13 protein-coding genes and 1 pseudogene are annotated in these 26,259 nt (G+C 72.4%); 7 read left to right on the top strand and 7 right to left on the bottom strand.

What is annotated here, in order from left to right:
* Window positions 1-12: 12 nt before the first annotated feature.
* The 5 genes from hypF to ACWCRD_RS40170 all read left to right on the top strand — a co-directional run bounded on the left by hypF (window position 13) and on the right by ACWCRD_RS40170 (window position 11,341).
* Window positions 13-2,346, top strand: coding sequence for a carbamoyltransferase HypF (gene hypF / locus ACWCRD_RS40190; protein ID WP_450970623.1), 2,334 nt, complete (start codon window positions 13-15; stop codon window positions 2,344-2,346).
* Between the two features lie 37 nt (window positions 2,347-2,383).
* Window positions 2,384-3,727, top strand: a complete 1,344-nt coding sequence (locus tag ACWCRD_RS40185; protein ID WP_450970622.1) for a hypothetical protein — start codon at window positions 2,384-2,386, stop codon at window positions 3,725-3,727.
* A complete protein-coding gene (locus ACWCRD_RS40180) occupies window positions 3,724-4,443 on the top strand; it encodes a gamma-glutamyl-gamma-aminobutyrate hydrolase family protein (protein ID WP_450970621.1) in 720 nt (239 codons plus the stop codon). The genes ACWCRD_RS40185 and ACWCRD_RS40180 overlap by 4 nt, the downstream gene beginning before the upstream one ends.
* A gap of 104 nt (window positions 4,444-4,547) precedes the next feature.
* Window positions 4,548-9,839 (top strand): amino acid adenylation domain-containing protein, encoded by a 5,292-nt coding sequence (locus tag ACWCRD_RS40175; protein ID WP_450970620.1) that lies wholly within the window; start codon window positions 4,548-4,550, stop codon window positions 9,837-9,839.
* Between the two features lie 104 nt (window positions 9,840-9,943).
* Complete coding sequence (locus tag ACWCRD_RS40170) at window positions 9,944-11,341, top strand: condensation domain-containing protein (RefSeq protein ID WP_450970619.1); 1,398 nt, start codon at window positions 9,944-9,946, stop codon at window positions 11,339-11,341.
* Between the two features lie 38 nt (window positions 11,342-11,379).
* Here ACWCRD_RS40170 and ACWCRD_RS40165 read toward each other — a convergent pair.
* Window positions 11,380-11,784: pseudogene (locus ACWCRD_RS40165) on the bottom strand (cytochrome P450); the annotation flags it as partial.
* A gap of 198 nt (window positions 11,785-11,982) precedes the next feature.
* A complete protein-coding gene (locus ACWCRD_RS40160) occupies window positions 11,983-13,560 on the bottom strand; it encodes an acyl-CoA carboxylase subunit beta (RefSeq protein WP_450970618.1) in 1,578 nt (525 codons plus the stop codon).
* A gap of 462 nt (window positions 13,561-14,022) precedes the next feature.
* Between ACWCRD_RS40160 and ACWCRD_RS40155 the strand changes: the two genes are divergently transcribed.
* Together ACWCRD_RS40155 and ACWCRD_RS40150 are read left to right on the top strand one after the other, a co-directional pair.
* Window positions 14,023-15,531 (top strand): FAD-dependent monooxygenase, encoded by a 1,509-nt coding sequence (locus tag ACWCRD_RS40155; RefSeq protein ID WP_450970617.1) that lies wholly within the window; start codon window positions 14,023-14,025, stop codon window positions 15,529-15,531.
* 40 nt (window positions 15,532-15,571) lie between these two features.
* The gene (locus ACWCRD_RS40150) at window positions 15,572-16,330 is read left to right on the top strand and encodes a thioesterase II family protein (protein ID WP_450970616.1); all 759 of its coding nucleotides are present in this window, start codon (window positions 15,572-15,574) and stop codon (window positions 16,328-16,330) included.
* A 66-nt stretch (window positions 16,331-16,396) separates the two neighbouring features.
* On the opposite strand, the gene ACWCRD_RS40145 is transcribed toward ACWCRD_RS40150, so the two are convergent.
* The 5 genes from ACWCRD_RS40145 to ACWCRD_RS40125 form a co-directional block, all read right to left on the bottom strand.
* Window positions 16,397-17,281, bottom strand: coding sequence for a 3-hydroxybutyryl-CoA dehydrogenase (locus tag ACWCRD_RS40145; protein WP_450970615.1), 885 nt, complete (start codon window positions 17,279-17,281; stop codon window positions 16,397-16,399).
* On the bottom strand, window positions 17,278-18,267 hold the full coding sequence (locus ACWCRD_RS40140; RefSeq protein WP_450970614.1) for a 3-oxoacyl-ACP synthase III family protein: 990 nt from the start codon (window positions 18,265-18,267) through the stop codon (window positions 17,278-17,280). The genes ACWCRD_RS40145 and ACWCRD_RS40140 overlap by 4 nt, the downstream gene beginning before the upstream one ends.
* A gap of 1 nt (window position 18,268) precedes the next feature.
* Entirely contained in the window at window positions 18,269-19,627 is a 1,359-nt protein-coding gene (ccrA, locus tag ACWCRD_RS40135; protein ID WP_450970613.1) for a crotonyl-CoA carboxylase/reductase, read from the bottom strand.
* Window positions 19,628-19,727: 100 nt separating this feature from the next.
* Entirely contained in the window at window positions 19,728-22,982 is a 3,255-nt protein-coding gene (locus ACWCRD_RS40130) for a non-ribosomal peptide synthetase (RefSeq protein WP_450970612.1), read from the bottom strand.
* A 152-nt stretch (window positions 22,983-23,134) separates the two neighbouring features.
* Window positions 23,135-26,257, bottom strand: coding sequence for a type I polyketide synthase (locus ACWCRD_RS40125; RefSeq protein WP_450970611.1), 3,123 nt, complete (start codon window positions 26,255-26,257; stop codon window positions 23,135-23,137).
* Window positions 26,258-26,259: the final 2 nt, after the last annotated feature.

Raw genomic sequence — 26,259 nt, 5'->3', positions numbered from 1 at the left:
GGACGAGGAGTCATGGCAGACATCGAGCAGTGGCTGATCCGCGTGTCCGGCGTGGTCCAGGGCGTGGGCTACCGGCCCTTCGTCCACACCCTGGCCACCTCCCTCGACCTGAGCGGCTGGGTCCTCAACGACACGTTGGGCGTCCAGACCGAGGTGTGCGGCGCACCCGGCACGCTCGCCCGGTTCACGACGGCCCTCAAGGACCGCGCCCCGCTGCTCGCCCGTGTGGACGAGGTACACGTGGAGCGGCGGACCACCCTGCCCGGCACGCAGCCGCCGACGGGCTTCGAGATCCGCGAGAGCCGGCGCACCGGACGGGCCAACACCATCGTGGCTCCGGACTCGCACGTGTGCGACGACTGCCTGCGCGAGGTGTTCGACCCCGCCGACCGCCGCCACCGCTATCCGTTCTCCAACTGCACGCACTGCGGCCCCCGTTACTCGCTGATCAAGGCTCTGCCCTACGACCGGGAGCAGACCACGATGGCCGTCTTCGCCATGTGCGAGGAGTGCCGCGCCGAGTACGTGAACCCTGCCGACCGCCGCTACCACGCACAGCCCACCGCCTGCCCGCGGTGCGGTCCGCAGGTGACCCTTTCCGGCCCCGAGGGGGTGCTGGCCGGGGCCGAGGAGGCGCTGACGCGCACCACGCGGGCGCTCGCCGAGGGAAAGATCGTCGCCGTCAAGAGCGTCGGCGGCTTCCACCTCGCGGTGAACGCCCGCGACGCGGCGGCCGTGGCCCGGCTGCGCACGCGCAAGAAGCGGGACTCCAAGCCGTTCGCGGTGATGACCGCGGGCCTCGCTCAGGCGGCCCGGATCGCCCGGATCACGGACGCCGAGCAGGAGTTGCTGCGCTCCCCGGCCCGCCCCATCGTGCTGCTGCGGAAGCTGCCGGGCGCCCTGCCCGAGGAGGTCGCCCCGCGCAACCCGAACCTCGGCGTGATGCTGCCGTCCGCACCGCTGCACCATCTGCTGCTCGACCGGCCCGGGCTGGACGTCCTCGTGATGACCAGCGGGAACATCTCCGGCCACCCGATCGCCCACCGCAACGAGGACGCGCTGGCCCAGCTCTTCGAGGTCGCCGACCTGATCCTGCACCACGACCGGGACATCCACGTCCGCGTGGACGACTCGGTGGTGCGCAGCTCCGTGCACCCCGCCCTGGACGAGCCGATCGTCACCTTCCTGCGGCGCTCGCGCGGCTACGCCCCCTACCCGGTGAAGGTCGACGGCCTCTGCGGGCCGGTCATCGCCTACGGCGCGGAGCTCAAGACCACGGTCGCCCTCGGCGACGGCGGCGAGGTGTACGTCAGCCAGCACATCGGCGACCTGAAGAACGACGAGACCTATGCCTCGCACCGCGAGGCCGCGGCCCACCTGTGCGACCTGTACGAGCTGAAACCCCGGCATGCCGCCTGCGACCTGCACCCCGCCTTCCGGGCCCGGGTGCTGGCCGGTACCGACCGGCCCGACGACGTCGTCGAGGTCCAGCACCACCATGCCCACATGGCGTCCTGCATGGCCGAGAACCGGCTCTCGGGCCCCACCATCGGCGTCGTCTTCGACGGCGCGGGCTACGGCGAGGACGGCACCATCTGGGGTGGCGAGTTCCTGGTCGGCGACTTCGCCGCGGTGCGCCGGGCGGCCCATCTGCGGCCCATCCCGCTGCTCGGCGGCGACAAGGCCGTCGCGGAACCGGTGCGCACCGGCTACGCGCTGGCGCTGCAGGCCCTCGACACACCGGAGCGGGCCGTCGCCGCCTTCCCCGCCCTGGAGGTCCTCGACGAACGAAAGCGCACCGTGTTCGCCACGATGGCCGCCCGCGGCATCCAGGCCCCGCCGGTGTCCAGCATGGGCCGGCTCTTCGACGGGGTGGCCGCCCTGCTCGGCGTCTGTGCCTACGCCGAGTACGAGGCGCACGGCCCCATCGAACTGGAGGGACTGCTCGACCGCGACCTCACGCTGACCGCTCCGTACGCCTTCGGCGTCGACACGGACGGCGACGCCGACGTCCTCGACCCGAGGCCGCTGGTGCGGGCCATCGCCGCGGACCTGGCGCGCAGGACCGCCGTGGCGGACATCAGCCGCCGCTTCCACTCCGCGGTGGTCGACATGGTCGTCAAGCGGTGCACCGCGCTGCGCGAGCGCACCGGCATCCGCCAAGTGGTGCTCTCCGGCGGCGTGTTCCTCAACGAGTTCCTCCAGGTCAACTGCCTCGTGGAGCTGCGCAGGACGGGCTTCGACGCCCACGCTCACCGGCTGGTGCCCACCAACGACGGCGGGATCGCGCTCGGCCAGGTGATGGTGGCCGACGCCCGGCTGCGCGACACCCCGACGCCCGTATGACCGACCCCTGCTCGACCGACGACGGAGGCATTGCCCGATGTGGACCACCGATCTGACCCTGGACACGGTCGTGCGCCTGCTGAGTGAGAACGAGGCGAGCGCACGACAGACCCTGAGCATGGTGCCGTCGGAAACCTCCATGTCGGGCCTGGCCAAACTGCCCATGCTCCTCGACCCGTACCACCGCTACTTCTTCAACGAGGACGACGACCCCGACCGCTGGCACTTCCGCGGCGCCCAGCGCCTGCGCGACCTGGAGATGGAGCTGACCGTCCCGCTTCTGCGGGAGCTGGGCCGGGCGTCGTACGCCTCGGTGCGACCGCTGAGCGGTCTGAACGGGATGACGCTGGTGCTCGCGGCGCTCGGCGGCGATCCGGGTTCCACGGTGGTCACCATCGCCCCGGAGCTGGGCGGCCACTACGCGACGCCCAAGGTGGCCGGCCGGCTCGGGCTCCGGGTGGAGTACCTGCGCGGCCCCGACCCGCACACCCTGGACCTCGCGCACGCCGCCGAACTGCTCGCCCGGACCAGGCCTTCGCTGGTGTACGTGGACCAGTCGCACTGCCTGTTCCCCGTCGACGTGAAGGCTCTGGTGGACACGGTGCGGGCGGCCTCGCCGGGGACGCTGGTGCACGTGGACGCCAGCCACTGGCTCGGCCTGGTGCTCGGCGGGGCGTTCCCGAACCCCCTGGACCAGGGCGCGGACAGCTGGGGCGGTTCGACCCACAAGACGTTCCCCGGCCCGCAGAAGGCCGTGGTGCTGACCCGGGACCCGGCCGTGGAGCAGCTCATCCGCGACACCCAGGACTACCTCATCAGCAACCACCACTTCGCCGCCACCATCGGCCTGGGCATCGCCCTGCTCGAGTTCCGTGACTTCGGCCCCGCCTACACCCGGGCGGTCCTCGACCACACCCGCCGCTTCGGCCGGCTCCTGACCGAGCGCGGCCTGACCCTGGCCGCCGCCGACCGCGGCCATTCCGCGGGGCACCAGCTGTGGCTGGACACGGAGGCCGACGGCATCCCGGCGAAGACCGCGGCCGCCCGGCTCTCCGCCGCCAGCCTCAAGGTCAACTTCATGTCCGGGCTGCCGGGCTTCACCGGGCAGGGTGTGCGCATCGGCCTCAACGAGGCGACGTACGAAGGTCTCTTCGGCGACGACATCGACGAGCTCGCCGACGTCTTCGTCGCGGCCGTGCGCGACACCGAGCCGCCCGCCCTGCTCGCCGAGCGCACCGCGGCGCTGCGCAGGCGTACCCCGTACGGCGCCCGCGCGACCGAGGGCAGCCCGCTGCTGGCCGCGGCACTCGAACTGTGCGAGGGCGCCCTGCGGCGCACCGGCACGGCCGCGGAGCTCATCCTGACGGAGGCGGCCCGGTGAGCCGTCCCGTCATCGGCATCGCCTCCTACCGCGACCGCGCGCGCTGGAACATCTGGGACACGGACGCGACCGTGCTGCAGCAGGGTTACGTCGACGGGGTGCACCGGGCGGGCGGACGCGCCGTCGTGCTGCCGCCTGACGACACCGACGCCGACGTGCTGGCCCGCCTCGACGGGCTCCTGCTGCCCGGCGGCGCCGACATCGATCCGGCGCGCTACGGCGCTGCCCGCCATGCGCAGACCGACACCCCCAGTGCCGACCGGGACGCCGGGGAGCTGCTGCTGCTCGACGCCGCGCTCGCGGCCGGCCTGCCCGTCCTCGGGGTGTGCCGCGGGCTCCAGCTGCTCGCCCTTGCCTACGGCGGCACCCTGCACCAGCACCTGCCCGACCTGGTCGGGCACAACGGCCACTGCCCGGCCGAGGGCGTCTTCGGCGAGCACCCCGTACACCTGGTTCCCGGCAGCCGGGCAGCCGCGGTGTACGGGGAGCGGACCGTCGTCAACTCGCACCATCACCAGGCCGTGCTCGACCCGGGCGCGCTGCACGTGACCGGGCGGGCCGACGACGGCGTGGTGGAGGCGGCCGAGGACCCGTCCCTGCCGTTCGTCCTCGGTGTGCAGTGGCACCCCGAGGTCTTGGGCGACCCGGAGCTGTTCGCGGCGTTCGTCGCGGCCTGCGCCGCCCGGTCGTTGCAGGGTGCGGCCTCATCGCGGTGACGACACGCCCCGTCACCGGCACCCGGCAGCGCCCTCGTACACCCCCGCCCGCGCCCGCGGCGCGGGACCGGAACTCACCGTAGGACTTTGCCAGGAGGGCAACCGTGCACACTCACGTCCGTCCCGTCGGCGGCACACTGGTCGGCATCCTGCGCGACCGGGCGGACGCCACTCCGCACCGCACCGCCCTGGAGTTCGTGCTCGACGACGGCAGCGAACACGCTGTCGGCTACGCGGCGTTGGACCGCCGGGTGCGCGCGGTCGCCGCCGCGCTCACCGAACGCGGCCTGCGCGGGGAGCGCGTCCTGCTGCTCTTCCCGCCGGGCGAGGACTATGTGACCGCCTTCCTCGGCTGCCTGTACGCAGGCGCCGTCGCCGTGCCCGTGTACGTGCCGACCGGCCGACGCGGCCTGTCCGCGGTGCTGGCCACCGGCGCGGACGCGGGCACCGTGCTCGCGCTGAGCAGCCGGGAGGTGACGGAGGCGATAGCGGCCTCCTACCCGGAGCTGACCACGTCCGGTCTGATCGAGTGGCTGGTCACCGAGGACATCCCGGACGCGGCGGCCGACGACTGGGCGGGCCCGGGCCCGGCCCCGGACGACCTGGCGTTCCTGCAGTACACGTCCGGCTCCACGGGAACTCCCAAGGGCGTGATGGTGCGCCACGACAACCTGGTCCACAACTCGGCGTCCATCAGCACCGCTCTGGGCGTCGGGCCGGACAGCCGGGGCGTGAGCTGGCTGCCGCCGTACCATGACATGGGACTGATCGGCGGCATCCTGCAGCCCCTCTACGCGGGTTTCCCCTGCACCCTGATCTCCCCCATGGGGTTCATGCGCAGCCCGTACCGCTGGCTGGACGCGATCAGCAGGCACCGGGCGACGGTGTCGGCGGCGCCCGACTTCGCGTACGGCGAGTGCGTGCGCCGCATCCCCGAGGACAAGCGTGCCGAACTCGACCTGAGCAGTTGGCAGCACGCCATGGTGGGCGCCGAGCCGGTGCGGCCGGCGACACTGGACGCCTTCGCCCGCGCCTTCGCCGACAGCGGGTTCGACCGGTCGGCCTTCCACCCCTGCTACGGGCTCGCCGAGGCGACGCTGTTCGTCACCGGTGGCGCGCCCGAGCGGGGGGAGCCCCGCGTGCTGCGCGCCGACCGCCGCGAACTGGAGCTGGGGCAGGCCGCGCTGGCCTCCTCGGGCGAGGCGGCCGCGGCGGTGCTGACCGGCTGCGGCCGCTCGCGCAGCGAGGACGTCGTCGTGGTGGCGAACCCGGCCGAGGGGCGCGTGTGCCTGCCCGGCGAGACCGGCGAGGTGTGGGTGAGCGGCCCGACCGTCACCGGCGGCTACTGGAACAAGCCGGAGCTGACACAGGAGGTCTTCCACGCCACGCTGGACTCCCACCCGGGCCGGCACTTCCTGCGCACCGGCGACCTCGGTTTCGCCCTGGACGGGGAGCTGTTCGTCACCGGCCGCGCCAAGGACCTCCTGGTGGTGCGTGGCCGCAACCACTACCCGCAGGACATCGAGCAGAGCGCCGAGCACGCCCACCCGATGCTGCAGCCCACCCGGGCCGCGGTGTTCTCGTACGACGACGGCACCGAGGAACGGGCCGTCCTGGTCCACGAGGTGGTGCGCGGCTTCGACGCCGAGCAGGCGCCCGCCGTGATCGGCGCGGTGCGCAAGGCGGTGGCGGTCGAACACGGGCTGTCCCTGCACGAGGTGGTGCTGGTGCGGCCGGGGGCCATCCCGCGCACCACGAGCGGCAAGATCCGCCGCAGTACCTGCCGCGAGCGGTGGCTGGCCGGCGCCCTGGAGACCGTCGCGACCGGCGGCGCGGACGCGGAGGCGGCCGGGGACGGCGCCGAGGCGGCCCCGGTGTCACCGGCGGTCGCGGAGGCGGTCGCCCTCGCACTCGACCTGTCCGCCGAGCAGGTGTCGCCGCGCGTCCCGCTGGTGGTCATGGGCCTGGATTCGCTGCGGGCGGTGCGGCTCGCCGACGCGGTGCGCGAACGCTTCGGGGTGCTCGTGTCCCCCACCGAGCTGCTCGACGGGCTGACCGTGGCCGCTCTCAGCGCGCTGGTCGGCGCCCGAGGGGGACCGGCCGGCGCCGAGGGCGAAGACTCCGTGGTCGCCGATCGTGCCGCCTGCGCCGGTCAGGACGCCGCCGGCAGCGCGCCGGACGTCCCCGGCGCCGGCAGCACCGGCGTCACGCCCGCGAGCCGCGCGCAGGAGTGGATGTGGCTCCTGAACGCCATGGGCGGCGGCCCGGCCTACCACGTGGCGGGCGGCATCGACCTGCACGGCCCCGTCGACCCGGAGCTGCTGCGCGCGAGCCTGGAGGACCTGGTGGCGCGCCACCCCGCGCTGCACTGCGGCTTCACCTCCGACGCCGACGGCACGCTGCTGCGCACCCCGCTCGCGCCGCGCCGCTTCGAGCTGCCGGTGGTGGAGCGGACCTCGGACCGGGACGCCCGTGACGTGGCGGCCGACCTCGCCGGCGCGGCGTTCGACCTGACGGCGGGGCCGCTGCTGAGGGCGGTCCTCGTGCGGGCCTCGGCGACCGAGTGGACGCTGGCGCTGGCCGCCCACCACATCGCCGTGGACGGCTGGTCGCTCGGCCTGCTGCTGCGCGAGCTGGGGGTCTGCTACCGCGAACGCCTCGCGGGACGCACCCCGTCCCGTGACGTCGTCGAGGCTGCCGCACCGCACGCCGGCGACGACGCGGCGGCCACCGAGTTCTGGCAGCAGACCCTGGCCGGGGCGCAGGCGGTGGCGCTGCCGCTGGACGCCACCGCGCACCCGGACGCCTTCCGCGGCGCCGCCCTGCCGTTCGCGCTGCCGGCACCCCTGGTGGCCCGGCTCAAGCGCTACGGGGCGATGCGCCGCTCCACCCTGTTCATGGTGGTCCTCACCGGGCTGTCCGCCGTGCTGAGCAGATGGACCGGGCAGCAGGACCTGGTGGTCGGCGCCATCGCGGCCGGCCGCCACCGCCCCGGCACCAGCGACCGGATAGGGCTGCTCGTCAACACACTGCCGCTGCGCGTCGACGCCTCCGGCGCCCCCGCCTTCGGCGAGCTCCTGTCCCGGGTCCGCTCCTCGTGCCTGGCCGCCTACGCACACCAGGACATCCCCCTGGAGGAGATCGTCCGGCTGGCCGGCGCGGACCGTGCCGACGGGCGGGCCCCGCTGGTGCGGGTGGCGCTCGCGCTGCAGAACCTGCCGCTGGCGCCCTGGCAGTCCGGCGAGGTACGCGCCGAACCCTTCGAACTGCCCGCGCCCGGCGCCCAGTTCGAACTGTCGCTGCATCTGGCGGAGGACAGCGACGGCAGTCTGACGGGTCACGCCGTGTACGCCGCGGACCTGCTGTCCGCACCGAGCGCGCGCCGCCTCCTTCAGGCGCTGGCGCTGACCCTCGAAGCCGTGCCGGGCCCGGTGGGCGCGGCGGCGACGGACCTGCCGACGCTGCAGTCGGCCGAACTCACCCGAGTGGTACGGGAGTTCAGCGGCCCGGGCGTCCCGCTCGACGACGGTCTCGTGCACACCGCCGTCGAGCGGCAGGCCCGGCTCACCCCCGACGCACCGGCCGTCGTGTGGGACGGCGGCGAGCTGTCGTACGCCGCATTGGACGCCCGCGCGAACCGGTTGGCCCGACGGCTGCGCGCCCTCGGCACGGCCCCCGACCAGGTGGTGGCGGTACACCTGCCGCGCTCGCCCGAACTGGTCATCGCACTCCTCGCGGTCGTCAAGGCGGGCGGCGCCTATCTGCCGCTCGACCCGGACCATCCGCGCCCCCGGCTCGCCCTGCAGCTCGCGGACGTGCGCCCGTTGCTCCTCGTCACCTCGCGCGAGGCCGCGCACGGCGACGCGGGCGAACTCGCCGCGGGTCAGCCCGGGCTGACGGTCGTCGAGGTCGACGACACCGCCCTGAACGGTCTCGCGGACGGCCCTCTCGACGAGGTGGCGCGGCCGGAGAACCTGCTGTACGTCCTGCACACCTCCGGGACGACGGGCACCCCGAAGGGCGCGATGAACCAGCACGCCGGGGTGGCCAACCGGATGGCCTGGATGCAGGCGATGTACCCGCTGTCTGCCGGGGAACGTGTGCTGCACAAGACGCCCATCGGGTTCGACGTGTCCGGCTGGGAGATCTGGTGGCCGCTGCGCTCCGGCGCGACGATCGTGCTCGCCCGGCCCGGGGGCCACCAGGACCCCGGCCATCTGGTGCGGTCCGTCGTCGACCACGGTGTGACGACCTGCCACTTCGTGCCGTCCATGCTGCGCGCCTTCCTCGACGAACCCGCGGCCGCCACGGCCGCGAGCGTCCTTCGGCGAGTGGTCTGCAGCGGTGAGGCGCTGCCGCCGGATGTGGCGGACCGCTTCCACCGGCTGCTGCCGCAAGTGGAGCTGCACAACCTGTACGGTCCGACCGAGGCCGCCATCGACGTCACCGCGCAGCCGGTCCTGCCCGGCGCGACCGACCGGCCGCGGCTTTCGATCGGACGCCCGGTGCCCGGGGTCCGCCTGTACGTGCTCGACGAGCGCGGCAACCCCCAGCCTGTGGGCGTCCCCGGCGAGTTGCACATCGGCGGCCTCCAGGTGGCGCGCGGCTACTTCGGCCGGCCCGCGCTGACGGCGGCCTCCTTCGTCCCCGACCCGTTCGGCTCCGGCGGGCGGCTGTACCGCACCGGTGACCGGGCGGCCTGGACCGAGGAGGGCACTCTCGACTACCTCGGCCGCATCGACCACCAGGTCAAGATCCGCGGGCAGCGGGTGGAGCCCGGCGAGTCGGAGGCGCTGCTGGCCCGGCACCCGGCCGTCGCCGGCGCCGCCGTCGTGCCCCGCCGGCGAGACGGCGAGACGTACCTGGCCGCCTACCTGGTGGCCGTGGGCGGCGCCGAACGGCCGACGTCGGCGCAGCTGCGGGAGCATCTCGCGGACAGCCTGCCGCCGGCGATGATCCCGACGGCGTACGTGTGGCTGGACGCACTGCCGACGAGCGCCAACGGAAAGCTGGACCGTGACGCGCTGCCGGAGCCGGTCGAGGACCTCTCGACGGGCGAGTACGTGGCGCCTCGCAACGCGGCCGAGCAGCGGGTCGCCGAGACGTGGTGCGAGGTCCTGGGCCTTCGGGAGATCTCGGTGACCGCGGACTTCTTCGTGCTCGGCGGACACTCGCTGCAGGCGACCCGGATCGCGCTGCGACTGCGCGAGGCGTTCGGGGTGGCGTTCTCCGTCACCGACCTGCTGAGCGGGGTGCCGACGGTTGAGCAGACCGCCCAACTGTTGACGGAACGCCAGGTCGAGCAGAGCGATCCGGACCACGTGGCCCGCCTTCTCGACGAGCTGTCCGGTCTGTCGGACGCCGAAGTGGCGGCCCTGCTCCGGGAGGAGGGCTGAGCGAGCCGCGTCACGAGCTTTCGGCGTCCGGCGTGCCCGGGCGTCCCGCGGACGACGTCTTCGCCCACGCACCGATGTCCACGCACGAAGGGAATCACCGGCCCATGGCCGCGACGCTCAAGGACGACTTCGCCGAGCGGGCCCGCCTGGAGGCGCGGCTGCTCGGCCAGCGCAGGGGCGGCACACCGCTGCCCCTGCTGGACCGCCCGGCCCAGACCCCGTGGCGGTTCGCCGCCTCGCTCGGCCAGGAGGGCATGTGGGCCTCACTGGCATCGGCGCCCCGCCAGCCACTCATCGTCGGCGGACTCAGGGTGTCGGGGCCGCTGGACACCGGGGCGCTGCGTGAGGCGTGGCGGGCTGTCGCGGAGCGGCACGAGACGCTGCGCAGCGCCTACCGCATGGTGGACGGCGCGCTCACCCAGGTGGTGTCACCGGGCGCGGACCCGCTCATGGAGACGGCCGACGCGGACGAGACGCGGGTCGCCTGCGTCGCGGACGACGAACTGGCCCGGCCCTTCGACTTCGACCGGGGCCCGGCGGCCCGGCTGCGGGTGCTGCGGCGCGCGCCCGGCGAACACCTCGTGGTCGTCTGCCTGCACCACATGATCGGCGACGCCCGCGCCCTCGAGGTGGTCACCGCCGAGCTCACGGCGCACTACGCCGCCGCCGTCGCCGGCGCCGGGCCGGAGCTCCCCGGGCTCCCGGTCCAGTACGCGGATTTCGCGAAGTGGCACCGGGACCGGGTCGAGGGCGAGCACGGCGCGCGTACCGTCGCGTACTGGGTGGAGCGCCTCTCCGGGGCGCAGCCCGCGGTACTGCCGTGCGACCGGGGGGGCGCGCCCGCGGGCTCCCCGGACATCGCGGGCCGTACCCGGTCCTTCCCGCTGTCGTCCGGCACCTTCGTCCACCTGCGCGAGGTGGCGGCCCGCCACCGCACGACCTTGTACGTGGTCGGGCTCGCCGCCTTCCAGATCCTGCTGGCGCGGCGGTCGGGCCAGCGCGACATCTGTGTACGAGCCCCTGTCTCCTACCGCGACCGCAGCGACGTGCACGACCTGGTCGCCGACTTCTCCAACGACGTGGTGGTGCGCGCCGATCTGTCGGGCCGTATGACGCTCGGCGAGAGCGTGGAACAGGTGCGGGTGAGCACGGCGCGCGACTTCGCCCACCACGACGTGCCCCCGCACCTGGTGGCCGCGCACATGGCCGACCGGGGCCTGCTGGAGCGGCTGTTCCACGTGCAGTTCACCGCGGAACGCGAGCACGACGTCAGCGCGGCCCAGCGGCTCGGCCCGATGCGCGCCGAGCCGTTCTCCCCCACGGCCAGCACCGTCGCGCGCCCGCTCAGCGTCCGCCTGCGTCACGACGACGCGAACGCCCGCGTGATCGTCGCGTACCGCTCGGGCCTCTTCTCCGACGAGCGGATAACGGAGCTGCTCGGTGAGTACGTCGCCCTGTTCGAGGAGCTGGCGCTGCACCCGGAGCACCCGGCGCTCCCGTGACCTGGGAGGCCGGGCGCTGCCGCGCCGGGTGTCCAGGGGGCCGTTTCCGTCCAGGTGACCGGCAGTTCGTGCACGCCGTAGATGTTCATGTTGGTCCTGAGCCTGACTTCACCGGCGGGAACGGCGAGTTCGAGGGTCGGGAAGCGCCGCAGCAGGCCGGTGAAGCCGGCGCGCATCTCGATGCGGGCCAGTCGGCTGCCGAAACACTGATGGACGCCGTGGCCGAAGGCCGGCTGACCGCGGGCCTTGCGGTGGATGTCCAGGGTGTCGGGGTTGTCGAAGCGCCGGGGGTCGTGGTCGGCGGCCGGCAGGGAGACGACGACGGTCGATCCCTTGCCGATGGTTTCGCCGCCCAGCTCGATGTCCTGTGTGGCGTAGCGGTAGAAGATGTCGGCGACGTGGCCCGCGAGCAGCATCAGGTAGGCGATGTCGGTCAGTTCTTCGAAATGCGCAAGTCTTCATGGCGCCTCAGGGTGGCGGCTCCGACGAGTCGCCGCCCTACCTGCGAAAACACCGAGAGAGCAGTCTGCGTCAGGGCGGTGTGCGCACTCACGCAGCCACGGAAGCGCGGATCGGTGCCGGATGGCACCAAGTGGTACCGCTTGGCACCATCCGGCGCGGCCCGGTGCGGGGCCCGCGTGTCACTGGGGCTGGTTCCCGTGCTTGCGGGAGGGCCGTGCCACGTACTTGGTGCGCAGCACGGCAAGCGCGTCGATCAACCGGAGGCGGGTCTCCGCGGGGTCGATGACATCGTCCACGAGGCCGCGTTCGGCGGCGTAGTACGGGTGCATGAGCTGGTCCCGGTACTCCTTGATGTGCTGCCTGCGGGCGGACTCGGGATCGGCCGCGGCCGCGATCTCGCGCCGGAAGACGACGTTCGCGGCGCCCTCCGCCCCCATCACCGCGATCTCGTTGCCGGGCCAGGCCAGCGACACGTCCGAGCCGATGGAGCGCGAGTCCATGACGATGTACGCGCCGCCGTAGGCCTTGCGCAGGATCACCTGGACCCGGGGAACCGTCGCGTTGCAGTACGCGTAGAGGAGTTTCGCGCCGTGCCGGATGATGCCGCCGTGCTCCTGGTCGACGCCGGGCAGGAATCCCGGCACGTCCACCAGCGTCACGAGCGGGATGTTGAAGGAGTCGCACATCTGCACGAAGCGGGCCGCCTTCTCGCTGCCCTTGATGTCGAGGACCCCGGCGAGCGAGGCGGGCTGGTTGGCGACGATGCCGACGACATGGCCGTCCAGCCGGGCCAGGGCGCACACCACGTTGGGCGCCCAGGCCTCGTGCACCTCGAAGAAGTCGCCGGCGTCGACCAGTTCCTCGATGACCTCGCGCACGTCGTACGCGCGCTTGTCGTCGGACGGCACCACGTCGCGCAGGGCCGGGGTGAGCCGGTCGGGCCGGTCGGCACAGGGTTCCGACGGCGGCAGCTCACGGTTGTTGGCGGGCAGGAAGGACAGCAGGTAGCGGACGTCGGTGAGGCAGCTCTCCTCGTCGTCGTAGGCGAACCCGGCGACTCCGGAGAGACGGGAGTGGGCGTCGGCGCCGCCCAGGTCGTCGTGGCTGATCTGCTCTCCGGTGACGGCCTTCACCACGTCCGGCCCCGTGATGAACATCTGCGAGGTGCCGCGCACCATGAACACGAAGTCGGTCAGCGCCGGGGAGTAGGCCGCTCCGCCCGCGCACGGACCCATCATGACGCTGATCTGCGGGATGACCCCGGAGTTGCGGACGTTGCGCTGGAAGATCCCGCCGTATCCGGCGAGCGCGGTCACCCCTTCCTGGATGCGCGCCCCGGCGCCGTCGCACAGGCCCACGATCGGGGCGCCGGCCGTGGCGGCCATGTCCATGATCTTGTGGATCTTCTCGGCGTGCGCCTCACCTAGGGAGCCGCCGAAGATCCTGAAGTCATGGGCGTAGGCGAAGACGGTACGGCCGAACACCCGGCCCCAGCCGGTGACCACGCCGTCGGTGTAGGGGCGCCTGTCCTCCAGGCCGAAGCCGCTCGCCCGGTGTCGGCGCAGGCCCTCGACCTCCGTGAACCGGCCGTCGTCGAAAAGGAGTTGGAGCCGCTCCCGGGCCGTGAGCTTGCCCTTGGCGTGCTGCGCCTCGGTGGCCTTGTCGCTGGGCCCTCGGCGCATGGCGTCCCGTATGGCCCCGAGTTCGGCGACCGTGCCGCGCTGCGTCCCGACCGGCGTGTCGTCCAGTGCGGTCATGGGTTTTCCCTTCCGGCCGTCGTGATGAACCAGCGCCCAGCTTCTGCCACGGCGCTAGAAGCGGGTTGGAGTGCTGCATGACGACGGCTGCGGCGGCGCCGGCTCCCCAGCGCCCCGCGAGCGTCCGTCAAGCACGGGAGGCGATGCTCTCGTGTCGTGAGCTCCGATGCGACGGCCATGAGCCTGCACGGAGCCCCCGCACCGCCCGCCGGCGCCCACACCATCCCCCGAGGGCACCGGCGGGCCTTTGGCGTGCCCGCTGCCGGTTCGGCCGGTGCGCCCGGGTGCCGTCCCGCTCGGCGCCCTGCGGCCCCGTAGGCCTGTCCCGCCGGCGGGACAAGGCAAGCCGGACGGTGGTGTGCCCCGTACCGGCACCGAGTTGTCTTGAAGCGCTGATCCACGTGCGTGAACGTGGAAGTGATCGAACGACGTCACAGGGCCGGCAGACCGAGGGGGAACGACGTGGGACACACCCGCAGGGACACGGACGTGGTGATCGCGGGCGCCGGGCCCACAGGCCTGATGCTCGCCTGCGAGCTACGGCTGGCGGGCGTCGACGTGATGGTGGTCGACAAGCTCGCCGAGCGGTCCGGCGAGTCCCGGGCCGGCGGGATCCACTCCCGCACCCTGGAAGTCCTCGACCAGCGCGGCATCCTGGACCGCTTCCTGGCCGAGGGCCAGCTCCAACCGGTCGGCCACTTCTCCGGCCTCTACCTCGACTTCGACGAGACCGAGTCCAGGCACCCCTACCCGCTGATGATCCTGCAGTCCGCCATCGAACGACTCCTCGAGGAACGGGCCGCGGAACTCGGCGTACGGGTACGCCGCTCGTGCGAGGTCACCGGCGCCGGGCAGGACCAGGACGGCGTGAGCGTCCAGCTGCGCACGGCGGAATTGGCACCCGCGACACTGCACGCCCGCTACCTCGTGGGCTGCGACGGCGGACGCAGCACCATACGCAAACTCGCCGGCATCGACTTCCCCGGCACCGAAGCGACCATGACCGCCCTCATCGGCGACGTCGAACTCCCCGACCTGCCCGAGGACTACGTCTGGGTGCGCCGCACCCCCCTCGGCGACTACTCCGCCATCGCCTTCGAACCCGGCTGGCACCGGGTCATCACCTCGGAGTACGACCGCGTCCCCGACCACGAACCGCCGACCTTCGAACAACTCAGGCAGTCCCTGACCAGGGTCGCCGGCACCGACTTCGGCATGCACAGCCCCCGCTGGGTCTCCCGCTTCAGCGACGCCGCACGCCAGGCCGACCAGTACCGGCAAGGCCGCATACTGCTCGCCGGCGACGCAGCCCACATCCACTTCCCCGCCGGCGGCCAGGGACTCAACATGGGCATCCAGGACGCCGTCAACCTCGGCTGGAAACTCGCCGCCGCAGTACACGGCCACGCACCCCGGGCCCTGCTCGACACCTACCACGCCGAACGCCACCCCGTCGCCGCACGCGTCCTGCACAACACCCGCGCACAGTCGGCCCTCGTCCGCCCCGGCCCCCAGACCGACGCACTGCGCGACGTCTTCGGCTCCCTCATGGTCTTCGACGAGGTCAACCAGTACCTGCGCCACCTCCTCAACGCCCTGGACATCCGCTACCCCACCGACAGCGACCACCCACTGGCGGGCCGCCGCGTCCCCGACGCCGACCTCACCACGTCCGACGACGCCTCCCGCGTCTACGAACTCCTCCACACCGGCCGGCCCCTCCTCCTCGACCTTCACGGCAACACCGACCTGGCGGCAGTGGCCAAGAAATGGGCCGACCGCGTCGACCTCGCCGAAGCACGCGCCGAGGACCACCACTGGACCGTCCCCGCCATCGGCGACGTCCCCGCCCCCGCCGCACTCCTCGTCCGCCCCGACGGCCACGTCGTCTGGGCCACCGACGGCACACCCGACACCACCACCCTCCGCACCGCCCTCACCACCTGGTTCGGCCCACCACTACAGGGGTGACACACCATCCGGCACGATCGGACGAAGGGACACACCGACAGTGAACAGCACGTGGTTGCGACGCTTCACCAAGGCCACGGGGGACGGGCCGCGGCTTGTGTGCTTCCCCCACGCGGGCGGCTCCGCGACGGCGTTCAAGGAGCTGGCGCACGCACTGCCCGCGAACTTCGACGTGGTGTCCGTGCAGTACCCGGGGCGCCAGGACCGCTACGGTGAAAAGCCGTTCACGGCCCTGGCCCCGCTCGTCGAGGCGGTGGCCGAGGAGCTGACCCGCGAGCTGGCCGCGGATCCCGGACGGCCGTACGCCCTGTTCGGCCACAGCATGGGCGCGCTCGTCGCGTTCGAGACGGCCCTGCTGCTCGCCCAGGGCGGACTGCCGGGCCCCCGGCGGCTGTTCCTCTCCGGCCGGGGCGGGCCGGAGACCGGCGGCCTCCCCTACCACCTCTTCGGCGACGCCGAAGTGCTGGACGATGTGCGCAGGCTGGGCGGCACCGACGGGAGCATGCTCGCCGACCCCGACCTCCTGGAGCTGGTGCTGCCGGCGCTGCGCGCCGACTACCAGGCCCTCGGCACGTACAGCTGGCGCGGAGCTGAGCCGCTCGCCGCTGCGGTGACCGCCCTGTGCGGGGACAGCGACCCGATGATGACGGTCGAGGATGCCCGGACCTGGCGGGCGTACACCACCGGCGACTTCGATGTGAGGGTCTTCTCCGGCGGCCACTTCTACCTCTTCGACCACCTGGACAAGGTCGCCGCGACCGTCACCGAGGGGCTGCTCACACAAGCCGCCGCTTCCTGACCCGCAGCCGGCAGCGAGAGGGGCCCGGCCGACCGTTCGCGGTCGGCCGGGCCCCTCGCACATCCCTCACGTGTACGTGTAGAAACCGCGGCCGGACTTCTTGCCCAGCAGGCCGCCCTCGACCATGCGCAGCAGCAGCGCAGGCGGCGCGTACAGCGGCTCCTTGAACTCCTCGTACATGGCCTGCGCAATGGACACGGTCGTGTCCAGGCCGATGAGGTCGGCGAGCCGCAGCGGCCCCATCGGGTGCGCACAGCCCTGCTCCATACCCTGGTCGACGACCTCGGCCGGCGCCTGGCCCGACTCGACCATCCGGACCGCGGACAGCAGATACGGGAACAGCAGCGCGTTGACGAGGAAGCCCGCCCGGTCCGGCGAGGCGATCGGCTTCTTGCCCAGGACGTCGCGGACGAAGACCAGCGCCCGCGCGCTCACCGCCTCGTCCGTCAGCACCGAGGAGACCAGCTCGACCAGCGGCAGCGCCGGCACCGGGTTGAAGAAGTGCATGCCGAGCACCTGGCCCGGGCGCCGGGTCGCGGCGCCGAGCCGTACGACCGGGATCGAGGACGTGTTGGTCGCCAGGATCGCGTCCGGGTCCTCGACGATCTTGTCGAGGGTGGCGAACAGGTCCAGCTTGAGCTGCTCGTCCTCCTTGACCGCCTCGATCACCAGCTGACGGTCCGCCAGTTCGTCGAGGTCACGGGTGTACGACACCCGGGCCAGCGCCGCGTCGCGCTCCTGCGCGGTCAGTTTTCCCCTGGCCACGCCCCGTTCGAGGGACGCGGCCAGCTTCTGCGGCGCCGACGCCAGCGACGACTCGGAGAACACCGCGACCGTCACGTCCAGCCCGGCCTTCGCGCACAGTTCTGCGATGCCGGTGCCCATGATGCCGCTGCCGGCGACACCCACCCGGTCGATACCCGCACCGGCGTTCCGTGTGGACGTGGTCATGCGTGGGCCCCCCAGGTCAGAAGTGATGCTCCGATCGACATGCCGCCGCCGAACCCGGCGAGCAGCACCAGGTCGCCGGGCGACAGCGCGCCCGTGCGGTTGGCCTCGTCGAGTGCGACCGGCACCGAGGCGCTGCCGACGTTGCCGTACCTGATCAGGGTGCGGTGCGTCCGAGCGGCGCCCAGCCCCGTGCGCTCGACGACCTCGCCGAGCATCACGCCGTTGGCCTGGTGCGGTACGAAGTGGTCGACCGCGCCGATGTCCACACCGGCCTTGCGCGCCAGCGCGAGCAGCGCCGGCGGCACGTGCTCGGCTACGAAGTCCCGTACCCCGCGGCCGTCCATCCTGAAGAAGTGGCCGCCGTCCGCGACGGTCGCCGCCGACGGCGGCCTGCGGCTGCCGCCGGCCTCGACGCGGATCAGATGGTGTGCGTCGCCGCGGCTGGACAGGTCGCTCGCGATGATCCCGTACGGCTCCGGCACCGCCCCGACGACCGCGGCCCCGGCGCCGTCGGCGAACAGGACCGCCGTCCTGCGGTCCGTGAAGTCCAGGATCCGCGAGTACACGTCCGCCCCGATCACCAGCACCCGGGCGTTTGGCCGTACGGCCACCAGGGCGTGGGCCAGCGACAGTGCGTAGACGAAGCCGCTGCACACGACATTGACGTCGAAGCAGGCCGCGCCGTAGGCGCCCAGGCCGTGCTGCACCAGATACGACGTGGGCGGCTGCGGGAAGTCCCCGGTGGAGGTCGAGACGATGATGTAGTCGATCTGTTCCGCGGTCAGCTCCGCCTGTGCCAGGGCGCGTTCGGCGGCCTTCACCGCCAGATCGGACGTCGCCTCGTGCGGGGCCGCGTAGCGCCGCGACCGGATCTGCGTCTTGCGCTCGATCCACTCCGCGGTGACGCCGACGCGCTCGGCGACCTCCTCGTTGCCCACCTCGTGCTTGGGCAGATAGGAGCCGGTGGACAGTATTCCGATCCCCATGTCAGGACACCTCTGCGACTTCGGGCGCACCGAAGCCGCGCAGCGGATTGAGCCGCGCCGCCCCGATCTTCTCCCGCAGCGCGGCATCCGTGACGCCGAGCCCCTCCTCGGGCGCGAGGCAGAGCACGCCGACCTTTCCGATGTGCCTGTTCATCTGGACCAGACGTGCGGCCTCGCCCACTTCCTGCAGCGGGAACACCTCGGAGAGAACGGGGGAAAGATGCCCCAGCCCAAACAGCCGGTTGCACTCCGCCTGCTCCTGGAGGTTCGCCGCGTGGCTGCCCACGATCCGCTTGAGATTCATCCAGAGGTAGCGGTTGTCGAAGTGGTGGTCGTACCCCGTGCTCGACCCGCAGGTGACGACCACTCCGCCCTTGCGCACGACGAACACCGAGATCCCGAACGTGGCCCGCCCGACGTAGTCGAACACGACATGCGGATCCTCGCCGACCTGCCGCCGGATCTCCCGTCCGAGCCGTTTGCCCAGCTCGATCGTCCGCTCCGGGGTGGGCGCGCCGTCGCCGCCCATGCCGATCTCGCTCCGGTTGATGACCACATCGCAGCCGAGCCGGCGCAGCACCTCGGCCTTGTGCTCGGAGCTGACCACGCCGACGGGGATACCGCCCGCGTTCTTCACCATCTGCACCGCGAAGGCGCCGAGGCCGCCCGTCGCACCCCAGATGAGCACGATGTCGCCCTGCTTGATCCGCGCGCCGTTGGCCCCGACCAGCATCCGGTACGAAGTCGCCGCGGTCAGCAGCACACCCGCCGACTCCTCCCAGGTCAGGTGCGCCGGCTTGGGCAGCAGCTGGCTCGCGCGCACCACCGAGTAGTGGGCGAGCCCGCCGAAGTTCGTCTCGTAGCCCCAGATCCGCTGCCCTGAGCCGAGCATCGCGTCGGCATGCGTCGCCGGTTCCTGCTCGTCGACCTGGACACAGCTGGCGACCACGTGGTCGCCCACCTTCCAGTGCCGTACCCCGGCCCCGACCCGTACGACGACGCCGGCCGCGTCCGACCCCACCACCTGGTGCGGCAGATCGTGCCGGGCGGCGTACCCGCCCTCGCGGGCGTGGCGCTTGAGGAACTCGAACGTGGGCACCGGCTCGAACGTCGCCGACCAGACGGTGTTGTAGTTGATGGAACTCGCCATGACGGCGACGACCACCTCGTCCGGCGCGATGTCCGGCATCGGAACCTGCCCGACGTGCAGCGACTTGCGGACGTCCTTGTCCTCCACGCCGTCGAACATGCCGAGATCCGAGGCCAGCAGATGCGCGGCCGTGTAGTGCGATGGAAGTTCGTGTCGCCCGATCTCGTCCGGGCCGGCCCCGGACAGCAGGGCTTCCGTCAAGGAATCCATGACTTGCTTTCTCCTTTGCAGTGCCACAGGAAAACCGCTGCTGAACGGACCAGAACGCGAAACCCTGCTGATCGAAAAGCGGCTGAGCGGCGGACCACGGTCAGAGGACCGCGCCCTCCTTCGTCCGCCTGCGCAGGCTCGGCCTGCTGGACTGGCCGAGGTCCTTCCACATGTCCGACAGGCCGATGACGGTGCGCGCCGCGAACAGCCTGCGGATGGACACCTCCTGCTTCAGCTCCGACCGGATCAGGCCGACCAGCCGGATCGCCCGCAGCGAGTTGCCGCCGAGGTCGAAGAAGTCCTCGTCGATGCCCACCCGGTCCAGCTCGAGCACCTCCGCGAAGGCCGCGGCCAGGATCCGCTCGGTGTCGTTGCGCGGTGCCCGGTACGTGCGCTCGTCGGACTCGGGCTCGGGCAGCGCCGCCCGGTCCACCCGCCCGGCCGCCGTCACCGGCAGCCGGTCCAGCACCGTGAACACCGACGGCACCATGGACTCCGGCAGCCATCCCGCGGCGAACCGGCGCAGCTCGTCGGCCGAGACGGTGCGGCCGCGCGCCGGGACGACATAGGCCACCAGGTGCTGCTGCCCGGAACTGTCCGCCCTGACGACCACGACCGACTGGGCAAGGCCGGTGTGCTCCGACAGCACCTCTTCGACCTCGGCCAGCTCGACCCGGACACCGCGTACATCGACCTGGGCGTCGGCCCGGGCCACGTACTCGAGCCGGCCGTCGGTGCCCCACCGCACCCGGTCCCCGGTCCGGTGCATGAGCGCTCCGGGCGGACCGAACGGGCAGGGCACGAAGCGCTCCGCGGTCGCCGCGGGCCGGCCGGGGTAGCCACGCACCACACCGGGACCGGCCACATACAGCTCTCCGGTCACGCCGACGGGGACCGGCGCCAGACCCGGGCCCAGGACGTAGAGGGCCGTGTTGTCCATCGGGCGGCCGACCGTGCCCGCGTGACGCACCGGTTCGCCGGCGGCCAGGCGGTGGCAGGCGGCGAACACGGTCGATTCCGGCACACCGTGGCCGTTGACGATCGTCAGCTCGGGGCAGGCCTCCCGGACCCGGCGCAGCGCGGCCGCGGACACGCGGTCGCCGCCGGTCCACACCTCGCGCAGCCCCGCGAGGGCCTCGGGGCGCTCGGCCGCGATCGCCGAGAAAAGGCCCGAGGGCAGCCACACCGTGGAGATCCCGTGCGCAGCGCGCGCCGTGGTCAGCGCGTCGATGTCGAGGTCCCCCGGGGGTGCCACGACCACCCGGCCGCCGCTCAGCAGGGGCACCCACACGTCGAGGGCGAGTGCGTCGGAGGTGTTCGGCGCGTGCCACAGCACGGTGCTGCGGCCGGCTTCCTGCCAGTGGCGGTCCAGGACGAACCGCTCCATGTTCCGGTGGGTCAGCCCGACTCCGCCTGCGGCGCCGGTCGTTGTCGAGTCGTACGCAACGGCCAGCAGGTTGTCCTGGTGGGCGCTCGCCGCGGCGTCGCTGTCGGCGTTGTCGGCGTTGTCGGCGTTGTCGCTGTCGGCGTTGTCGCTGTCGGCGGTGCCGGAGACGAGGTCGTCGTACACGAGCGCCGGGACGTCCAGGCCGGCGCAGAGCAGTTCGGCCGTCGCCGCGCCGGTGAGCAGTGCGCGCGCCGAGGCCTCGCCGATCCGTGACCCGATGCGCTCCGCCGGGGACGCGGGGTCGATCGGCAGGTAGGCTCCGCCCGCCTTCACCACGCCCAGCAGGGCGACGGCGAGGTCCACCGACCGGGGCAGTGCCACCGCCACGACCGTCTCGGGTCCGACGTGCCGCCGGCGCAGCGCCGCGGCCAGCCGGTCCGAGCGCTCGTCCAGCTCGCGGTACGAGACCGTGTCGTCGCCGCAGACCAGCGCGACGGCGTCGGGATCCCGCTGCACCGCCCGGGCGAACAGCTGAGGGACCGTCAGCCCGGGAAGCGGCGCGTGCGTGTCGTTCGGCGCCTTCAGCGCCTGGTGCCGCTCGGCACCGCTCACCACGTCCAGTGCACCGACCGGCTGTGCGCCGGCGGCCACCACGGCACGGATGTACGCGATCAGCTCCTCGCCGATGAAGCGCAGTTCCGCGCGGTGGTACAGGCGCGCGGGGGCGTCGAGCCGGATGAAGAGGTCGCTGTCGGGGCTGCCGTCGGTGTAGACGCCGATGGACAGTTCCTCGAACGTGCCGGTCGTCGCGCCCGAGTAGCGTGCCGGGCTGTCGCCGAAGTGGAGCTGCTCCACGAACTCGACGACGTTGACGACGGCCCCGTAACTGCCGCGTCCGCTCAGGACGGTTCCGGCCGCGCGCTGGATGTCCGAGTAGTGGCAGCCGGTGTGGTCGAAGAGGTCGTACGTCTGGTCGACGAGCATGTCGGCGATCTCGGTGAAGGTCGCGTTGAGGTCGACCGCCACCCGCATGGGCACCACGTTCACCGCGAGACCGGGCGTCCGGCTCGCCACGCCGACCCGGTTGCCCACGGCCAGCGAGAGGAGGAACTCCGGCCGCTCGCAGCGGTGCCGCAGGAACACCGCCGTGGCCGCGGTCAGCATCTGCGACATCCACACGCCCATGGACTGCGCGGTGCCGGTCCACGCGTCCGCCTCGGCGCGGGGAACGGTCAGTGTCCGGCTCACCATGCCGATGGTCTCGGCCACCTCCGACCAGCGGTCGGCGCTGCTCATCGGTTCGGACAGCGCGGCGCGCTGCGCGTCGGACAGGGCGACGCGCGGAACCTGTGCGGGCGCGGGCGCATCGGTCAGGTAGTCGCGCCAGAACTCCGAGTCCTCGGTGAACTTCGGTGAGGCGAGGTACTCCGTCGCCTCGGTGGCGAAGGACTCGGCGTCCCACGGGTGCGGCAGCTGCGGTACCTGCTCCCCGCGCACCAGTGCCGTGTACACCTCGGCGAGGCGCTTCGACAGCAGGCCGCCCGCGCCGAACCCGTCCGAGATGAGGTGGTGGTAGGCGATCACCAGGAGCGAGCGGGTCGCCGTGAGTTTGACGGCACCGAGCCGGAACAGCAGATCCCGCTCCAGGTCGAACGGCTCCCGCACCAGGTCGGCCAGGGCCTCGCGCGCCGCCTGCTCGGGGTCGGCCTCGGCACTCAGATCCAGGAAGAACGGCTGCCAGTCCCCCAGCTCCCGGGGCCTGAGGCGCAGTGCGCCGTCATCGTCGACGAAGTTGACGCGCAGCACCTCCGCCTCGCCCATCACGTGCAGGAACGCGGACCGGATGACCGCCGCGTCCAGCTCGCCGTCCACATCCCACATGGTCAGCGCATGGTTCGGCGTGTCGGGAGCCATTTGCTGCGCTCGCCACATGCCTTTGTGAGCAGACGACGCACCGAACGAACGCACAGAGATCAACCCCTCGACAGACAAACCGGGACACCGTAGGAATTCGCAGATCACCCCCAATGGTCGGGAGGGTGGGTCAGCCGTTCAAGACAAACCGGCTCCCGGCGGGACAAGCCGCTGTCGAGCTTGCGGTGTCCCGCCGGCGGGACACTTCACTGCGGAACGCGCGTGGGCATCGTGGACACGATGTGCCCGGCGATCAGTCGCGCGGTCGGGTGCCGCAGCACCAGGTTCGCCCTCAGCTTGAGTCCGGTCGACGCGCTCAGGCGCTTGCTCAGCTCCATCGACAGCATCGAGTCGAATCCGATCCGGAAGAACTTCTCGTCGGGGTCGATGGTCGCGCCGGAGTGGTGTCCGAGCACGACGGCGGCCTTCTCGAGGACATGGGCGAGGACGAGTGTGCGCGCTTCGTCGTCGGGGAGGGCGGAGATCCTCTCCGGCAGCGGGACGTCCTCGTCGTCGTCCGCGGGCGGCTGGGTCGAGGACGCCTGTGCCTCCACCGCCGCGGTGGGCGAGGAGTTCAGCCAGTACCGCTGCCGATGGAACGCGTACGTCGGCAGGTCCACCCGCCGTCGCGTGCCGAACAGGGCGTCCCAGTCCACGGACCCGCCTCGGACGTACAGCTGGGCCAGCGAACCGAGCACGGCCGCCACCTCGTCGCGGTCCCGCCGCGAGGACGCCAGGACCAGCGCGTCGTCCACGTCCTCGACGATCTCCTGCACCGGGACGTTCAGCACGGGGTGCGGGCTCATCTCGATGAACACCCCAAAGCCGTCCTCGGCCAGCTGCCGGACGGACGTCTCGAAGAGGACCTTTTCGCGCAGGTTGTTGTACCAGTAGTCGGCGTTCAGCCCCGCGGTGTCGGTGATTTCGCCGTACAGGGTCGAACAGAAGGGCAGCGTCGACGATTTCGGGCTCACGTCGGACAGCGCGCCGATCACCTGGTCGCGGACCCGGGTCACCTGGTGGGAATGGGAGGCGTAATCGACCGGTATTCTCCGCGCCTGGGCGCCGTCGGCCTTCATCTTCTCGACGAACTCGTCGAGTGCGTCCGGTTCCCCGGACACCACCACGGAGCGGGGTCCGTTGACCACGGCGACGCTCACCCGGTCGCTCCACGGGGCCAGTCGCTCTTCCACGACCTCCGCGGACTCCGCGACCGAGGCCATCCCGCCGAGGCCCTTCAGCTCGATCAGTGCCTTGCTGCGCAGCGCCACGATCTTGGTGGCGTCCCGCAGGGACAGCGCACCGCAGACATGGGCGGCGGCGATCTCGCCCTGGCTGTGGCCCACCACCGCGGCCGGTTCCACACCCCAGGACCGCCACAGGGCGGCCAGGGACACCATCACGGAGAACAGCGCCGGCTGCACCACGTCCACCCGTTCGAAGGTGGGCGCCCCCGCCACGCCGCGCACCACGTCGAGCAGCGACCAGTCGACCCACTCGGCCAGTGCGGCCGCGCACGCGTCGAGTGACTGCGCGAAGACCGGGAAGGCGTCGTACAGCTTCCGGCCCATGCCGACCCATTGCGAGCCCTGCCCCGGGAACACGAAGGCGACGCCGCCGAGGCCCCCGGCGATGCCGCGCACCACCTGGGCCGAGTCCGCGCCGTCGCTCAACGCCGCGAGGCCGCCCAGCAGTTCGTCCCGGTCGCGGCCCAGGACCACCGCACGGTGCTCGAACCGCGACCGGCTCGACACCAGCGACCAGCCGGCATCGGCGATGTCCAGGTCCGCGTCGGCGGCGACGAAGTCACGCAGCCTGCCCGCCTGCAGCTCCAGCGCCTTCGCCCGCTTTCCCGACACCACCCACGGCACCAGACCGCCGACCACACCCGCGTCCGGGCCGCGCTCGTCCGCCTGCTCCTCGGCCGGGGCCTCTTCCAGGATCACGTGCGCGTTGGTGCCGCTGACCCCGAACGACGACACCCCGGCCCGCCGGGGACCGTCCGCCCGGGGCCACTCACGTCCCTCCACCAGCAGTTCGACACCGCCCGAGGACCAGTCCACGTGGTGCGACGGCTCGTCCACGTGCAGGGTCTTCGGCAGGTATCCGTGGCGCATGGCCTGCACGGCCTTGATGACCCCGGCGACCCCGGCGGCGGCCTGGGAGTGCCCCATGTTCGACTTCAGGGATCCCAGCCACAGCGGCCTGTCCTCGGCCCGGTCCTTGCCGTAGGTCGCCAGCAGGGCGTCCGCCTCGATGGGATCCCCCAGCGTGGTCCCGGTGCCGTGGGCCTCGACCAGGTCCACCTCCGAGGGCGAGACCCCCGCGTTCGCCAGGGCCTTGCGGATCACCTTCTCCTGGGCGCGGCCGTTGGGGGCGGTCAGCCCGTTGCTGGCCCCGTCCTGGTTCACCGCGCTGCCGCGCACGACAGCCAGTACCGGGTGACCGTTGCGCCGGGCGTCGGACAGCCGCTCGAGGAGCAGCACACCCACCCCCTCGGCCCAGCCGGTCCCGTCGGCGGCGTCCGCGAAGGCCTTGCACCGGCCGTCGGCCGACAGAGCCTCCTGCCGGGAGAACTCCACGAACATGGCGGGGGTCGCCATCACCAGCGCCCCGCCGGCCAGTGCGAGCGAGCACTCCCCCGAACGCAGCGACTGCACCGCCATGTGCAGGGCCACCAGAGACGACGAGCACGCCGTGTCCACCGACACCGCCGGCCCGGTCAGCCCCATTTCGTACGCCACCCGGCCGGACGCGACGCTCAGCGCGCTGCCGTAGAGGAAGTAGCCCTCCAGCTCCCTCTGGCCGCCCTCGAGGAAACGCCACCCGTACTCGGACGAGCTGACTCCGGAGAAGACACCGACCTCCGACCCGCGCACGTCGGCGGGGACGATGCCGGCCCGCTCGAAGACCTCCCAGGAGGTCTCCAGCAGCAGGCGGTGGTGCGGGTCGACGGCGAGCGCCTCACGCGGGCTGAGGTGGAAGAAGTCCGCGTCGAAACCGGCGACGTCGGCCAGGAACCCTCCCTGGCGCGTGTAGGCCTTGCCGGCGGCGTCGGGATCCGGGTCGTACACGTCCCGCCACCCGCGGTCCTGCGGGAACTCGCCGACGACGTCCCGGCCTTCTCGGACCACGTCCCACAGGTCCTCGGGGGTCGACACCCCTCCCGGGTAGCGGCATGCCATGGCCACCACGGCGATCGGCTCGGCGCGGCCGGCCTTCAGGGTGTCGTTCTCCCGCCGGAGGCGGTCGCGCTCCTCGAGAAGCGTGCGGAGCGCCCGCTGGACCCGGTCCGCGCCCTCCGCCGTGTGTTCCGCGGAGTTGGTCATGT

The organism is Streptomyces sp. NPDC002092, from assembly GCF_053593775.1.
This window is presented reverse-complemented; position numbering and strand designations above follow the sequence as displayed.

What these genes read in the sequence shown, in the direction of transcription:
- ACWCRD_RS40125 (WP_450970611.1), bottom strand. Translation starts at nt 26,257, where the DNA reads ATGACCAACTCCGCGGAACACACGGCGGAGGGCGCGGACCGGGTCCAG.
- ccrA (WP_450970613.1), bottom strand. Translation starts at nt 19,627, where the DNA reads ATGGATTCCTTGACGGAAGCCCTGCTGTCCGGGGCCGGCCCGGACGAG.
- ACWCRD_RS40140 (WP_450970614.1), bottom strand. Translation starts at nt 18,267, where the DNA reads ATGGGGATCGGAATACTGTCCACCGGCTCCTATCTGCCCAAGCACGAG.
- ACWCRD_RS40145 (WP_450970615.1), bottom strand. Translation starts at nt 17,281, where the DNA reads ATGACCACGTCCACACGGAACGCCGGTGCGGGTATCGACCGGGTGGGT.
- ACWCRD_RS40160 (WP_450970618.1), bottom strand. Translation starts at nt 13,560, where the DNA reads ATGACCGCACTGGACGACACGCCGGTCGGGACGCAGCGCGGCACGGTC.
- hypF (WP_450970623.1), top strand. Translation starts at nt 13, where the DNA reads ATGGCAGACATCGAGCAGTGGCTGATCCGCGTGTCCGGCGTGGTCCAG.
- ACWCRD_RS40170 (WP_450970619.1), top strand. Translation starts at nt 9,944, where the DNA reads ATGGCCGCGACGCTCAAGGACGACTTCGCCGAGCGGGCCCGCCTGGAG.
- ACWCRD_RS40185 (WP_450970622.1), top strand. Translation starts at nt 2,384, where the DNA reads ATGTGGACCACCGATCTGACCCTGGACACGGTCGTGCGCCTGCTGAGT.